The following is a 13851-nucleotide window of genomic DNA, read 5'->3' on the forward strand; positions in this document are numbered from 1 at the left end:
TAACGCCGCGTAATTCACGAGCCCGAACACCACAAACGGGCCAAGGGGAACCGTCGAGGACACTCATGACAGACAGCAGACACGAAGCGGATGTGGCATTCATCAAGGCGCTGGCCGAATTGCTGCGGGAAAACGATCTGACCGAAGTGCAGGTCAAGCGTGAATATGGCGAGGAAGACAGCCTGAACGTGCGCGTCAGCCGCGTGTTGCCCGCAGCGGCTCCGGTGCAGGTCGCCGTGCCCGCCGCTGCCCACGCCGCTCCGGCCCCGGCGGCCCCTGCGGCGCCCACTGCTGCGCCGGCCAGCACCGAGGACCCCGCCGCCCATCCGGGCGCCGTGACCTCGCCCATGGTTGGCACCGTGTATCTGCAGGGTGAACCGGGCGCGCCCTCGTTCGTCAGCGTCGGCGCCAGCGTTGCCGAAGGTGACACGCTGCTGATCGTCGAGGCGATGAAGACCATGAACCACATCCACGCCCCGCGCGCGGGCACCGTGAAACGCATCCTGGTGGGAGACGGCGACGCCGTGGAATTCGGCACCCCGCTGGTCATCATCGAATAAGGGCGCCGTCATGTTCGACAAGATCCTGATTGCGAACCGAGGCGAGATCGCCCTGCGTGTGATCCGCGCCGCGCGCGAGATGGGGATCGCCACGGTTGCCGTGCACTCCACCGCCGACAGCGACGCGATGCATGTGCGCATGGCCGACGAATCGGTCTGCATCGGCCCCGCCCCCGGCAGCCAGAGCTATCTCTCGGTGCCCGCCATCATCTCGGCCTGCGAGATCACCGGCGCCCAGGCGATCCATCCCGGCTATGGCTTTCTGTCCGAAAACGCCGGTTTCGTGCAGATCGTCGAAGATCACGGAATCACCTTCATCGGCCCTTCGGCGGAACATATCCGCATCATGGGCGACAAGATCACCGCCAAGGAAACCGCCAAGGAACTGGGTATCCCCGTGGTTCCCGGCTCGGATGGCGGCGTGGCCGATCTGGCCGAGGCGCGTCGGGTCGGTGACGCGATCGGCTATCCGGTGATCATCAAGGCCACCGCCGGCGGCGGCGGCCGCGGCATGAAGGTCGCCCGCAATGCCAAGGAGATGGAGCACGCCTTTTCCACCGCGCGCTCCGAGGCCAAGGCCGCCTTTGGCAATGACGAGGTCTATATCGAGAAATACCTGACCACGCCGCGCCATATCGAGATCCAGGTCTTTGGCGACGGCAAGGGCAACGCGGTGCATCTGGGCGAGCGCGACTGCTCGCTGCAACGCCGTCACCAGAAAGTGTTCGAAGAGGCACCCGGCCCCTGCATCACTCCAGAGGAACGCGCCCGGATCGGCAAGATCTGTGCCGATGCGGTGGCCCGGATCAACTATATCGGCGCCGGTACCGTGGAATTCCTCTACGAGAATGGCGAGTTCTACTTCATCGAGATGAACACCCGCCTTCAGGTGGAGCATCCGGTGACCGAGGGCATCTTTGGCGTCGATCTGGTGCGCGAGCAGATCCGGGTTGCCGCTGGCCTGCCGATGTCCTTTACCCAGGACGATCTGCGGATCAACGGCCACGCGATCGAGGTGCGGATCAACGCCGAGAAACTGCCGAATTTCTCGCCCTGCCCCGGCAGGATCACCGCCTATCACGCGCCCGGCGGCCTGGGCGTGCGGATGGATTCGGCGCTTTATACCGGCTATTCGATCCCGCCCTATTACGACAGCCTGATCGCCAAGCTGATCGTGCAGGGGCGAGACCGGCCCGAGGCGCTGGCCCGCCTGCAACGAGCGCTGAGCGAGCTGATCGTGGACGGAATCGACACCACGGTGCCGCTGTTTCACGCGCTGCTGCAAGAGCCCGACGTCCAGAGCGGCACCTATAACATCCACTGGCTGGAGCGCTGGCTTGCGGAGAACCTGGCCGACTGACCGTGGGGGCCGGGTCCCGGATCCGGCTCCGCACCGCGTATCGGGCGCGGCATGACACTCGCGCCCGAACTCCTGCTGCATGGCTATTCCATCGGCATTTTCCCCATGGCAGAGCACCGTGACGACCCCGAGGTTTTCTGGGTCGATCCGATGCGACGCGGCGTGTTTCCTCTGGACAGCTTTCACCTGTCACGCAGCCTGGCGCGGCGCATGCGGCGCGGCGACTATCAGGTCAGCATCGACCGAGACTTTGCGGGTGTGGTGGACGGCTGCGCCGACCGGGCCGAGACCTGGATCAACCCCGAGATCCGCGCCAGCTATCTGGCACTGCACCGCTTGGGTCATGCCCATTCGCTGGAAATCTGGGACGGGACGCAGCTGATCGGCGGCGTCTATGGCGTGGTTCTGGGCGCGGCCTTCTTTGGCGAGAGCATGTTCTCGCGCCGCACCGACGCGTCAAAGATCGCGTTGGCACATTTGGTCGACAGGCTGCGACAAACCGGGTTCACCCTGTTCGACACCCAGTTCCTGACCGCGCATCTGGCCTCGCTGGGCGCGGTCGAAATCCCGCGCGCCGAATACCGGCGCCGGCTGGAACGCGCGCTGGATGGATCGGCAGATTTCTCGGCCGTGATCGAGCAGAGCCCTCAGGGCGTCATACAGCGGATCACCCAGACGTCATAGCGGGAGTGGTCCAGCGCGCTCAGCGCCGGGGACGAGGCGATCATCCAGCCATCAAAGAGCGCCTGCCGCTGGCCATGCTCCCAGATAGTGAGATAGGCGAAGGCGTCGCCGGTGGGGTTCTCGACCGGATAGCGGCAATCGCCCAACGCCACATCCAGCCCGTAGATCTCGGCCGTCTCGCCGTTTCCAACCCGGAAATCCTCGGTCTGGCCGCTGACCTTGTCCAGGCCGCGCAACAAGGCCCCGGCGCCCGAGGTTACCTGATCCGACGCCAGCACCGGCGCTGCCAGCAGGGTCAGAATGAGCGCGGCAAGACGGATCACTCGCCGCTCCCGTCGCCCGCCACGAACTTGACCAGCAGCGAGATCAGGCTGACCGCGCCCTGGGTGTCGTCGATCACGTCGCCCGGTTCGAAGTAGAAGGCCGAACCACCCGGCATGATTTCAAGGAAGTTGCCGCCCAGCAGCCCCTCGGACGAGATCACCGCCGCGCTGTCATCGGGAATCTGGATCCCCTCGATGACGGTAAACCGCGTATCGGCGCGATAGCTTTCGGGGTTCAGATCAACCCCGGTGACCGTGCCGATCTTGACGCCCGCCAGCCGCACATCGGTGCCCACGGTCACCCCTTCGAGCGAGCGGAACGAAGCCGCCAGTTCGTATCCGCCGGTGCCGCGCGACAGGCCGGTGGCCTGGCTTGCATAAACGCCAAAGGCCAGCGCCGCGGCCAGTACCGCACCGCCGACCAGAACTTCTGTCATGTTGTGGCTGGACATATCCGCCTCTTTATTCCGGGCTCCAAGCCTCGTAATCGCGCCGTTCGACCGGCTTGGGCCGGCGCAGTGATCCCGCCGGGACATAGGCCAGCGGTGTGCCGGTCAGGTTCTCCTGATGCGGCTTTTCCCAGGCCTTGTGAGGCAACGGCCGCTCGGTCGGCGGCTCATCCCAGGTCCGGTGCAGCCAGCCATGCCATTCCGGGTCGATTCGGCTGGCCTCGGCCTCTCCGTTGAAGATGACCCAGCGCTGGCTGTCATCACCGTTGCGATAAAAGACGTTTCCCTGCGCGTCCTCGCCCACCTTGGTGCCCTTGCGGGCGGTATAGATCCGGGTGTTCAGCGTAGCACCGTTCCACCAGGTCACGGCGCGCAGCAGGGTGTTCAGGATTCCCATAGGGTACCTCCGAAAGTGACTTATCAGCAGATATGACCGATGCGCGCGCCAAGGTCCAGAGGCCAGCCCCGCGACAGGCCCACGCAGCCGTTATTGTGGCAACAAGGCCGTGACTTCGATCTCGATCCGGTATTTGGGATCGATCAACCCGCATTCGATCATCGTCGCCGCCGGCGGATTGGCGCCAAAGGTCTCGGCCAGGATCGGCCAGCAGGGCTCGAATTCCACCGCGTCGGGCAGATAGTAGTTCACCCGCACCACATCGGCAAAGCCTGCACCGGCCTCCTTCAGCGCCGCACCGATGACTTCCAGCGCGGAACGGCACTGCGCCACCACATCATCACCTTGCCCGACCGTGCCCGCAACATGCACGAAACCGCCCGCCACCACCGCACGGCAATAGCCGATCTTGGCCTCAAACGGGCCACCCGATGAAATCCGCCTGATACCCACCTTGCTGCTCCTTTCCCGATCGCCATGCCTGCACATGGCCTCTTCCTCTTGCTGAAAATATCCCGGGGGAGTCACCGCAGGTGACGGGGGCAGCGCCCCCTTCTCCCCCTTCAACACAAAACGGCGCGGAAGTTCCGCGCCGCCCTATCCGCTCTTCCCCGGCTCTCAGCCGGCGCTTGCCGATCCCTTTTCGTTTTCGGCATAGATCAGCAGCGGCTGCGCGTCCGAGGTCACCGCCTCTTCGTTCACCACCACCTTGGTCACGTCGTTCATGCTGGGCAGGTCGAACATGGTATCCAGCAGGATATCCTCCATGATCGAGCGCAGGCCGCGCGCGCCGGTCTTCCTTTCGATGGCGCGCTTGGCGATCGCCTTCAGAGCATCGTCGGTGAAATCCAGCTCGGTGTCTTCCAGTTCGAACAGGCGCTGATACTGCTTTACCAATGCGTTCTTGGGTTTGGTCAGGATGGTGACCAGCGCATCCTCGTCCAGATCCTCCAGCGTCGCCAGAACCGGCAGGCGGCCGACAAATTCCGGGATCAGACCGAATTTCAGCAGGTCCTCGGGCTCCAGCTCGGTAAAGAGCTCGCCCACCCCGCGCTCGTCACTGGCACGCACATCGGCGCCAAAGCCCATGGCGCTGCCCTTGCCGCGCTGCGCGATGATCTTGTCGAGACCTGCAAATGCGCCGCCGCAGATGAACAGGATATTGGTGGTGTCCACTTGCAGGAATTCCTGCTGCGGATGCTTGCGCCCGCCCTGCGGCGGCACGCTGGCCACGGTGCCTTCCATCAGCTTCAGCAGCGCCTGCTGCACCCCCTCGCCCGACACGTCGCGGGTGATCGAAGGATTTTCAGACTTGCGGGTGATCTTGTCGACCTCGTCGATATAGACGATGCCGCGCTGCGCCCGTTCCACATTGTATTCGCTTGCCTGCAGCAGCTTAAGGATGATGTTCTCCACATCCTCGCCCACGTAACCGGCTTCGGTCAGGGTGGTCGCATCGGCCATCGTGAACGGCACATCCAGAATGCGCGCCAGCGTCTGCGCCAACAGCGTCTTGCCGCAGCCCGTGGGGCCGATCAGCAGGATGTTCGATTTGGCCAGTTCGATATCGTTGCCGGCCTTCTGGGCGTGGTTCAGACGCTTGTAATGGTTGTGCACGGCAACCGACAGCACCCGCTTGGCGGTGGACTGGCCGATCACATAGTCGTCCAGCACGTCACAGATATCGCGCGGCGTCGGCACCCCGTCCGAGGATTTCAGACTGCTGCTTTTGGTCTCTTCGCGGATGATGTCCATGCACAGCTCGACACATTCGTCGCAGATGAACACCGTCGGACCCGCGATCAGTTTGCGCACCTCGTGCTGGCTCTTGCCGCAGAAGCTGCAGTAAAGCGTGTTCTTGCTGTCACCGCCTGAATTCGTCGCCATGGTCACCCTTTCCGGCCTTCGTCCCGGCGCCCCGCTCCGCGCGGGCGGGAGGCCGATTTGTTCATGAAGCTTAGGCCAGCATACCGGCCGCTACAATGTCAAACTTCCCGGTGCGCGGGGTTGTCCGCGCACCACCTGCCGATCAGGCGTCGTCGCCCTTGCTGCGACTTTCGACGATCTCGTCGATATGACCCCATTCCTTGGCCTCTTCCGGCGACATGAAATTGTCGCGGTCCAGCGCCTTTTCAACGGCTTTCTTGGTCTGACCGGTGTGCTTGACATAGATGTCATAGAGCCGGTCCTTGAGCTTCTGGGTCTCGGCGGCATGGATCATGATGTCGCTGGCCTGACCCTGATACCCGCCCGAGGGCTGGTGCACCATGATACGGCTGTTGGGAAGCGAGAAACGCATGCCCTTTTCACCGCCGGCCAGCAGGACCGATCCCATCGAAGCCGCCTGGCCGATCACCAGGGTCGAGCATTTCGGCTTGATATACTGCATGGTGTCATAGATCGACAGGCCGCTGGTCACCACGCCACCGGGGCTGTTGATGTAGATCGAGATTTCCTTGTTCGGGTTCTCGGCCTCCAGATGCAGCAGCTGGGCCACGATCAGATGGCTCATCCCGTCATGAATCGGGCCGTTGATGAAGATGATCCGCTCCTTCAGCAGGCGCGAGAAGATGTCATAGGCGCGCTCGCCCCGGCTGGTCTGTTCGACCACCATGGGGACAAGGGTATTCATGTAGGTATCGACGGGATCGAACATCTGGGACCTGCCTGCTCTTAGCGTTGGTTCGGGACATTACCCGAGGAGGGTTACACGAGTCTTAGTGTCGCCTTGGGAGGGCTGCAAGGGCCGGAGGCGAATTCGTTTGCCGCAGACACGCACAACGGCATGACGCAAATCGGCAACAATGCGACGCATATTGACCTTGCGCCGGGCAAACAGCACGGTACGGGCATGTAACCCGTCGGAGCCCTTGCCCGCTCCTTCCCGATCAGAGCGCCATGACCCAGACCCCCTTTGTTTCCAAAGCAGCCTCCGCCTCGGTTTCGCTGAACTATGACGGGCCGTCGCAGGATTTCCGCTTTCTGTTGCTGCCCAAGGCGACGATGCTGGCAGTGGCCGCGGCCATCGAACCCCTGCGCATCGCCAACCAGCTGACCAAGAAGCAGCTATATACCTGGCATACGATGACCGAGAACGGCGCGCCGGTCACCTGTTCCAACGGGCTGCGCATCACCCCAGATCAGGCGCTGGCACCGCTGCCGCCCGAAGCGATGGGTTTTGTCTGCGCCGGGGTCGAACCGGAGAAAAGCTACTCCCCCGCCGTACTGGCCTGGCTGCGGCGGGAATACCGCCATGGCAGCGCCCTGGGCGGCATCTGTACCGGTGCCTTTGCCCTGGCCCGGGCGGGGCTGCTGGAAGGTCGCCGTTTCACCCTGCATTGGGAAAACCAACCCGGCTTTGCCGAGGCCTTTCCGGATCTGACCCCGACCCCGAACATCTACGAGCTGGACGGGCGGGTCACCACCTGCGGCGGCGGCAATACCGCCATCGACATGATGCTGGCCCTGATCGAAAAGCAGCACGGGCCCAAGCTGGCCATCGTGGTGGCCGACATGTGCATCCACATGCGCTCGGGCCGGCAATCGCCGCAGCGCTCGGCGCGCTCGGTGGCGATCGGCAGCCGCAACCCCGCGCTGCTCAAGGCGATCGAGTTGATGGAGGCGGAACTTGAGGAGCCGCTGACCAATGACGACCTGTGCGACCGGCTGGGCATCTCGCGCCGTCAGCTGGAGCGATTGTTCAAACGCTATCTGGATCAGGGACCGATGGCGTTTTACCTCAACCTGCGGATCGAGCGTGCCTTCATCTATCTCAACGAGACCAACATGACCGTGGCCGAGATCGCCGCCGCCACCGGCTTTGCCAATACCAGCCACCTGTCGCGGCAGTTCCGCGCCCGTTACGGCGCCTCGCCGCATTCCTTCCGCAAGGCGTGGTCCTGAGCGGACCACGCCCCGCGCGGCCGTTTAGCCGAACATGTCCGAGGTGATGCCGGCATACCAGCCGATGCTCTCCTCGTAAGTGGCCTGGCGCAGCTCGGCGCTTTCGCCGGTGGCGCTGATAAAGCCGTCGACCTTGGCGATCTTCTCGTCCGTCGCCTCGTAGGTGGCGCCGACCTTGACCCCGTCATCGGTGCCGATCAGCGACCAGCACGTGTTCGAGAACTTGGCCGGGAACATCTTGGAGCCGGTCAGCGCCGCGCGCACCGCCATCGCCGCCACCTTGGCCTGGCTGTTGGCCGAGAAGCCCGATTTCGGCATGTCGCCCTGATTGGTGGCGTCGCCCAGCACGTGGATATTCTCGTCCATCCGGCTTTGCATCGTATGGCCGATGACCGGTGCCCAGTTGCCCTCGTTGATGCCCGCGATCTCGCAGATGCGGCCCGCCTTCATAGCCGGGATCACGTTGCAGACATCGACCTTGGTCTCTTCGCCGTCGATGGTGACGGTCATCGCCTCGGGATCGACCGATACGTCGCCGCCGCCAAAATCCGGACCGATCCAGTCGACCATGCCGGAATAGTGGGTGTTCCAGCCTTCCTGGAACAGCGCCATTTTCGAGAATTTCGGCTTGGGGTCGGCCACGATGATCTTGGCGGTCGGGTTTTTCTGTTTCAGCACATGCGCCACCATCGAAACCCGCTCGTAAGGTCCGGGCGGGCAGCGATAGGGGTTGGGCGGGGCCACCATGGCGAAGGTGCCGCCCTCGGGCATCGCCTCGATCTGCGCCTTGAGCAGTTCCGACTGCGATCCGGCCTTGTAGGCATGGGGCATCTTGTTCTGGGCGCTGACGTCCCACCCCTCGACCGCGCCATCGACAAAGTCGATGCCGGGGCTGAGGATCAGCCGGTCATAAGGCAGCACGCCGCCCCCTGCCAGACTGACGGTGCGCGCGTCACGGTCGATGCCCACGGCCCAGTCATGCACCACGTTGATGCCGTATTCGCTGGCCAGCTTGCCATAGGAATGGGCGATGCTCGACAGCTCGCGAAAGCCGCCGATATAGAGGTTCGAGAAAAAGCAGGTGTAATAGCTGCGGGTCGGTTCCACCAGGGTCACGTCGATGGCCCCGGCAGCGCCCTTGGCGATATAGCGCGCCGCGGTGGCGCCGCCGGCACCGCCGCCAACGACCACCACACGGGGTTTGCCCGCGCCCAGCACGACCGGCGCCTGAAGCGCTGCCGCCGCCGCGACACCAGTGCCCAGGAATGTCCGTCTGTTCAAAGTCATCTGGTTTCCTCCTCCAAGAAACAAATGAGCGCCGGAAGTCATTCCAGCGCTTCGAAATAGGCGGCCAGTGCTGCGATCTCCTCGTCCGACAGCCGCCCGGCCATCATCTGCATCACCGGGTGTGGCCTGATCTTCTGCTTGTAGGCATGCATGGCCAGAACGAAGTCCTCGGCCAGCCAGCCGGTGATCACCGGAATGCCGTCATACTCGCCATCGGTCTGGTGGCAGGTGGTGCATTCGGTGGACAGGTATTCACCATATTCGGGATCGCCCACCATGGCCAGCACCTCGGGCGCCAGTTCCACATCCTGTTTCAGCGCGGTGGGCGCCGCTTCGGGGATGTTCTGGGGACTGGCCGAGAACCGGCGCAGATAGGCCAGGATGTCGCCCCGGTCCTGCGCGTCAGGCAGGCCCGCAAACTCCATGTTGGTGCCCGAGACCAGCGTCTTGGGATTGGTCAGATAGGCGTCGAGATGTTCGAGGTCCCAGACCATCCCGTCGCGCCGGGCGCGCAGGATGCCCGGGGAATAGTCGAAATCCTCGAACTGGGCGACCTTGCGGTCGAAGATGCCGTTCAGATGCGGCCCGGTGCCATGCTCGGCCCCCTCGCCCACCTGGTGGCAGCTGGCACAGACCTGAAACAGCCCCTCCCCGCGCGCGGCATCGCCGATGTCCCGCGCGGTCTCATCGGCCCGGGCCGCACCCGTGAGGGCGGCCCCGGCCAGTATCGCTCCTCCCAGCCAGCGCATCGCTTACTCGAAACTCTTCAGGTACTCGATGACGGCGGCGATATCGTCCTCCTTCTTCAGACCGGCAAAGGACATCTTGGTCCCCTTCATATAGGCCTTGGGTTTGGCGAGGAAAGCGGCGAGTTCGTCCTCGGTCCAGACCAGCCCGCCTTCGCCAGCGGCCTGCATCGGCTTGGAATACTTGAACCCGTCAACCGCACCGGCGGCATGTCCAACGATCCCGTTGAGCATGGGGCCGGTCTTGTTCTTGGCACCCTCGCCGACCTGATGGCAGGCCTTGCACTTCTTGAAGGTCTTTTCACCCGCTGCCACCAGATCGGGATCAAGCGCCGCCGCTTCCACAGGCGCAGGTTCCGCCGCCGTTTCGGTTGCTGCCGCTTCGGTGACAGTGGCCGCCCCCTCGGGCTCTGCCGCGGCCGCGTTGTCCCCGCCCGTATCCGGCGTCACGTCCAGCACGCGGGCGCGCATGGTGATCTCGACCGTGTCCTTGCAGTTTTCCATGCAGGGCGCGTCGGTCCAGAAATGCGCCTCGGAGGTTTCGCGGTCATCGATGATGAACCCGCCCGCGTTGGGCAGTTCGACCTCGGCGAAATTCTCGTTGGAGAGCACGAAATCGTCGTCCACCAGATCGTTGGAATAAAGGATATAAGCCACGATCGCATAGACCTCGTCCGGGCTGAGCGACTGCGCGTTGCCAAAGGGCATCGAGCGGTTGACATAGTCCCAGGCGGTGGACAGGTGCGGCCAGTAGGAGCCCACGGTCTTGAGCGGATCCTCGCGGTCGAGCGTGTCCATGCCACCGGCCAGCTTGGGCCAGTTGTCGACCCCCTCGGCGAAATCGCCGTGGCAGATGGCGCAGTGTTCGGCAAACACCATCTCGCCATCCTCGACCGAACCCTCGCCTGCGGGCAGGCCGGTGCCATCGGGGCTGACGTCCAGATCCCAGGCGGCGATCTCTTCGGGCAGCGCCGGGCGGCCCAGTCCAAACTCGCCCGCCCAGGCCGGCGCCGACAGCATCAGCGCGGTGACCGATGCGGTGAGGGTCAGCTTAGGAAACTTCGACATTTTCGGCCACTCCGTTTGCCTTGACCCACCAGGTCTGGATCGCGTTGTTGTGATAGATCGAGTTGAGGCCCCGCACCTCGCGCAGCTGCGCCTTGGTGGGCTGCACATAGCCGCTGGAATCGCGGGCGCGGCTTTGCAACAGCATCTCGGACCCGTCCCAGTTGGTATCGAGATAGAACCGGGTGAGCGCCTTGTCCTGTCCCGGCGCCGCAAGGCGGGCGGGCTGCCAGCTTTTGCCGCCATCCATCGAGACATCGACACCGGTGATCGCACCTCGGCCCGACCAGGCCAGGCCGGTGATCACCAGCGGACCGGCACCATGGGTGATCGGCGCCTGCGGGCTGGGCGAGGTGACGACCGATTTGGCATCCATCACCCAGGTCCATTTGCGGCTGGTGCCATCCTCGAGCGTGTCGGTGTATTTCGAGGTCTCCTCGCGGCTTTCGACGGGGCCGTCCATCACCTCGATCCGGCGCAGCCACTTGACCCACATGTTGCCTTCCCAGCCGGGAACGACCAGGCGCACGGGATAGCCATGTTCCTTGCGCAGCGCCTCGCCATTGGCCTTGAAGGCGACCAGAACGTCATCCAGCGCCTTTTCCATCGGGATCGAGCGGCCGTTGGACGAGGCATCGGCGCCCTCGACATAGACCCATTTGTCCTTGAGATCGCCTGCCGCGCCCAGCCCCGCCTCTTCCAGCAGGGTGCGCAGCGAGACGCCGGAATATTCCATGTTATGGATCATGCCATGGGTGAACTGGGCGCCGTTCAGCTGCGCACCGGCCCATTCCATGCCCGAGTTTGCCGCGCATTCGCAGAAGTACACGTGGTTCTGGCGCGGGAACCGCTCCAGATCGGCATAGGAGAAGACCAGCGGCTGATCGACCAGCCCGTTGATCATCAGGCGGTAATCTTCCTTCTTCAGCGCGATGGCGCCCGAATGGTGCCGCTCGAAGGCACATCCCTGCGGGGTGATGGTGCCATCCAGCGCGTGGATCGGGGTAAAGTTGATCGAGCTGATCGTGTCGGCGGTCAGCCATTCCACGTTGCGGCGAATGACGTCGCCCTCGTATTCGATGGGCAGGCCATAGGGGGTCGCGTCCACACCATCGCCGGTGGCGCGCGCCCAGTCCTGAACCTCGGTGATCAGCGGATCGGGACCTGCGGCCCGTGCCGCGCCCGCCGCCACGGCCCCTGCACCGGCAGCCGCGACACTGGTCAGGAACCGGCGGCGCGACGGGCTGTGCTTGCCAGAGCTTTCACTCATACTGTTGCCTCCTTTGCATCACTGCATTCGCGTATGTGAATGCAATCGCTCAAAAAATTTACGCTGGTTGTGAGCGCCTCAGGCGCCCACGACCTCGACCGATGTATTGGGGGTCACGTTGACGGTGCCCAGTTTGCGAATGTGGTTTTCGACCACATCCCAGATCTGCGGGCCTTCGGTGCCCTCGTTGACGCTGGCCCAGCCGGCGACGACGTAATTCTTGGCCGGGTCGATCTTTTCCCCGGTCTTGAGCAGGGTCATGTCGCTGATGCGTTCCCCCTGCGGCTTGGTCACGTCGATGCGGTAGCCCAGCCCGCCGACACGCACCATGTCGCCGCCCTGCTGGTAATAGGGGTCGGGGTTGAACAGGTTGTCGCCCACATCCTCGAGCACCACATGCAGGAACTCTCCGGTCATCTCGGTGCGATAGGCGGCGCCGTAACTCATCGAGGTGACGTTCCAGATATCCTCTCGGGTGATCTCCTGCCCCGGCAGGATCGACGGTCCCCAGCGCACGCCGGGCGACATGGCGATATCGGCGTCGCGCTCGGAGATCAGCGCGTCGCAGATCAGGTCGTCCCAGGTGCCGTTGAAATTGCCGCGACGATAGAGCAGCGCATCATCGGCGGTGCGCCCGATCACCTCGCGCAGCTGGTCGATATGCGGCTCGCGCTGCGCGTTGATCAGGGCGGTGACCTGCGGGTCGGGGGCGATCACGTCCGAGAAGATCGGGATCAGCTTGTGTTTCAAACCCATCATCCGGCCATCGCGGATATCCAGATCGACCCGGCTGACGAATTTGCCGTTCGAGCCGCTGGCGATCACATAGGTCTGTTCCACCAGCACCGGTTCGGGCAGCGCGTCATGGGTGTGACCACTGAGAATGACGTCGATGCCGGTGACCCGGCCCGCCATCTTCTTGTCCACGTCAAAGCCGTTATGGCTCAGCACCACGACAACCTCGGCGCCCTCAGCCCGGACCTCGTCGACCATGGCCTGCATGTTCTCTTCGCGGATGCCGAAGGAGAATTCGGGGAACATCCAGCCCGGATTGGCGATCGGCATATAGGGGAAGGCCTGACCGATGACCGCGACCTTGACGCCGCCGCGCTCGAAGAACTTGTAGGGTTTGAACAGCTCCGACGGCTCGTCCCATTCGGCGTCAAAGATGTTCTGGCCCAGCGAGGCAAAGGGCAGGCTTTCGACCAGCTCGGTGACCCGGTCGGTGCCCAGGGTGAATTCCCAGTGAAAGGTCATCGCATCGGGTTTCAGCGCGTTCATCACATTGACGACATCCTGCCCCTCGGTGTGGAAGCAGGTATAGGAGCCATGCCAGGTATCGCCGCCGTCCAAGAGCAGCGCATCGGGCCGGTCGGCGCGGATGGCGTTCACCACGGTGGCGACCCGGTCCATGCCGCCCACCCGGCCATAGGCCCGGGCCAGCGAGGAAAAATCGTTATATGTCAGCGCATAGGCCGATGGGCTGCCATCCTCGATCCCGTAGAAGCGGCGGAAATCGGCACCGGTGACATGCGGCATCTGCCCCTTGGCCGCGCCGATACCCAGATTGACCTCGGGCTCGCGGAAATAGATCGGCATCAGCTGGGCATGGATGTCGGTGATATGGATCAGGGTCAGGTTGCCGAACGTGTCGAATTCCAGGAGCTGGTCCTGGGTCAGCGCCTGCTGCGCGGCCAGCCGGGACCAATTGCCAAAGCCGGAGGCCCCCACCAGGGCCGATGCGGCCATGGAAACCTGAAGAAAGTCGCGACGGGAGATCATGAGGCAGCCTTTTCCTGATCGTTTT

Annotated in this window: 15 protein-coding genes; 4 read left to right on the forward strand and 11 right to left on the reverse strand. The window is 63.8% G+C overall.

The window, feature by feature from the left end:
- Positions 1–65 precede the first annotated feature (65 nt).
- The 3 genes from accB to aat are packed head-to-tail and all read left to right on the forward strand — an operon-like array spanning position 66 to position 2604.
- On the forward strand, positions 66–560 hold the full coding sequence (accB, locus tag MB818_RS09045; RefSeq protein ID WP_234139434.1) for an acetyl-CoA carboxylase biotin carboxyl carrier protein: 495 nt from the start codon (positions 66–68) through the stop codon (positions 558–560).
- A 10-nt stretch (positions 561–570) separates the two neighbouring features.
- A complete protein-coding gene (gene accC / locus MB818_RS09050; RefSeq protein ID WP_234216468.1) occupies positions 571–1920 on the forward strand; it encodes an acetyl-CoA carboxylase biotin carboxylase subunit in 1350 nt (449 codons plus the stop codon).
- A gap of 51 nt (positions 1921–1971) precedes the next feature.
- On the forward strand, positions 1972–2604 hold the full coding sequence (gene aat / locus MB818_RS09055) for a leucyl/phenylalanyl-tRNA--protein transferase (RefSeq protein ID WP_234143230.1): 633 nt from the start codon (positions 1972–1974) through the stop codon (positions 2602–2604).
- Here aat and MB818_RS09060 read toward each other — a convergent pair.
- From MB818_RS09060 to MB818_RS09085, 6 genes are all read right to left on the reverse strand, one after another.
- A complete protein-coding gene (locus MB818_RS09060) occupies positions 2568–2927 on the reverse strand; it encodes a DUF2155 domain-containing protein (RefSeq protein WP_234216470.1) in 360 nt (119 codons plus the stop codon). The two genes, aat and MB818_RS09060, sit on opposite strands and share 37 nt — an antisense overlap.
- Positions 2924–3379 (reverse strand): outer membrane lipid asymmetry maintenance protein MlaD, encoded by a 456-nt coding sequence (gene mlaD / locus MB818_RS09065; protein ID WP_234139430.1) that lies wholly within the window; start codon positions 3377–3379, stop codon positions 2924–2926. The genes MB818_RS09060 and mlaD overlap by 4 nt, the downstream gene beginning before the upstream one ends.
- A gap of 10 nt (positions 3380–3389) precedes the next feature.
- Complete coding sequence (locus MB818_RS09070) at positions 3390–3773, reverse strand: NADH:ubiquinone oxidoreductase subunit NDUFA12 (protein WP_234139429.1); 384 nt, start codon at positions 3771–3773, stop codon at positions 3390–3392.
- A 90-nt stretch (positions 3774–3863) separates the two neighbouring features.
- On the reverse strand, positions 3864–4262 hold the full coding sequence (locus tag MB818_RS09075; RefSeq protein WP_238904870.1) for a RidA family protein: 399 nt from the start codon (positions 4260–4262) through the stop codon (positions 3864–3866).
- 129 nt (positions 4263–4391) lie between these two features.
- Positions 4392–5660 carry an ATP-dependent Clp protease ATP-binding subunit ClpX gene (gene clpX / locus MB818_RS09080; RefSeq protein ID WP_234139427.1) on the reverse strand — a complete coding sequence of 423 codons (1269 nt, stop codon included), beginning with the start codon at positions 5658–5660 and terminating at the stop codon, positions 4392–4394.
- A 142-nt stretch (positions 5661–5802) separates the two neighbouring features.
- A complete protein-coding gene (locus MB818_RS09085) occupies positions 5803–6429 on the reverse strand; it encodes an ATP-dependent Clp protease proteolytic subunit (protein WP_234139426.1) in 627 nt (208 codons plus the stop codon).
- A gap of 242 nt (positions 6430–6671) precedes the next feature.
- On the opposite strand from MB818_RS09085, the gene MB818_RS09090 reads away from it, so the two are divergent.
- Positions 6672–7676: a GlxA family transcriptional regulator gene (locus MB818_RS09090; RefSeq protein WP_234143229.1), complete on the forward strand. Its 1005-nt coding sequence runs from the start codon at positions 6672–6674 to the stop codon at positions 7674–7676.
- 24 nt (positions 7677–7700) lie between these two features.
- Here MB818_RS09090 and MB818_RS09095 read toward each other — a convergent pair whose 3' ends face one another.
- The 5 genes from MB818_RS09095 to soxB form a co-directional block, all read right to left on the reverse strand.
- Positions 7701–8963 carry an NAD(P)/FAD-dependent oxidoreductase gene (locus tag MB818_RS09095; protein WP_234143228.1) on the reverse strand — a complete coding sequence of 421 codons (1263 nt, stop codon included), beginning with the start codon at positions 8961–8963 and terminating at the stop codon, positions 7701–7703.
- A gap of 38 nt (positions 8964–9001) precedes the next feature.
- The gene (locus tag MB818_RS09100; RefSeq protein ID WP_234143227.1) at positions 9002–9712 is read right to left on the reverse strand and encodes a c-type cytochrome; all 711 of its coding nucleotides are present in this window, start codon (positions 9710–9712) and stop codon (positions 9002–9004) included.
- 3 nt (positions 9713–9715) lie between these two features.
- Positions 9716–10777 carry a c-type cytochrome gene (locus MB818_RS09105; RefSeq protein WP_234139422.1) on the reverse strand — a complete coding sequence of 354 codons (1062 nt, stop codon included), beginning with the start codon at positions 10775–10777 and terminating at the stop codon, positions 9716–9718.
- Positions 10761–12044 carry a sulfite dehydrogenase gene (soxC, locus tag MB818_RS09110; RefSeq protein ID WP_238904871.1) on the reverse strand — a complete coding sequence of 428 codons (1284 nt, stop codon included), beginning with the start codon at positions 12042–12044 and terminating at the stop codon, positions 10761–10763. The genes MB818_RS09105 and soxC overlap by 17 nt, the downstream gene beginning before the upstream one ends.
- A gap of 78 nt (positions 12045–12122) precedes the next feature.
- The gene (soxB, locus tag MB818_RS09115) at positions 12123–13826 is read right to left on the reverse strand and encodes a thiosulfohydrolase SoxB (protein WP_234139420.1); all 1704 of its coding nucleotides are present in this window, start codon (positions 13824–13826) and stop codon (positions 12123–12125) included.
- Positions 13827–13851 lie beyond the last annotated feature (25 nt).

It is taken from the genome of Ruegeria alba (genome assembly GCF_022321465.1).
Classification (GTDB): Bacteria; Pseudomonadota; Alphaproteobacteria; order Rhodobacterales; family Rhodobacteraceae; genus Ruegeria_B; species Ruegeria_B alba.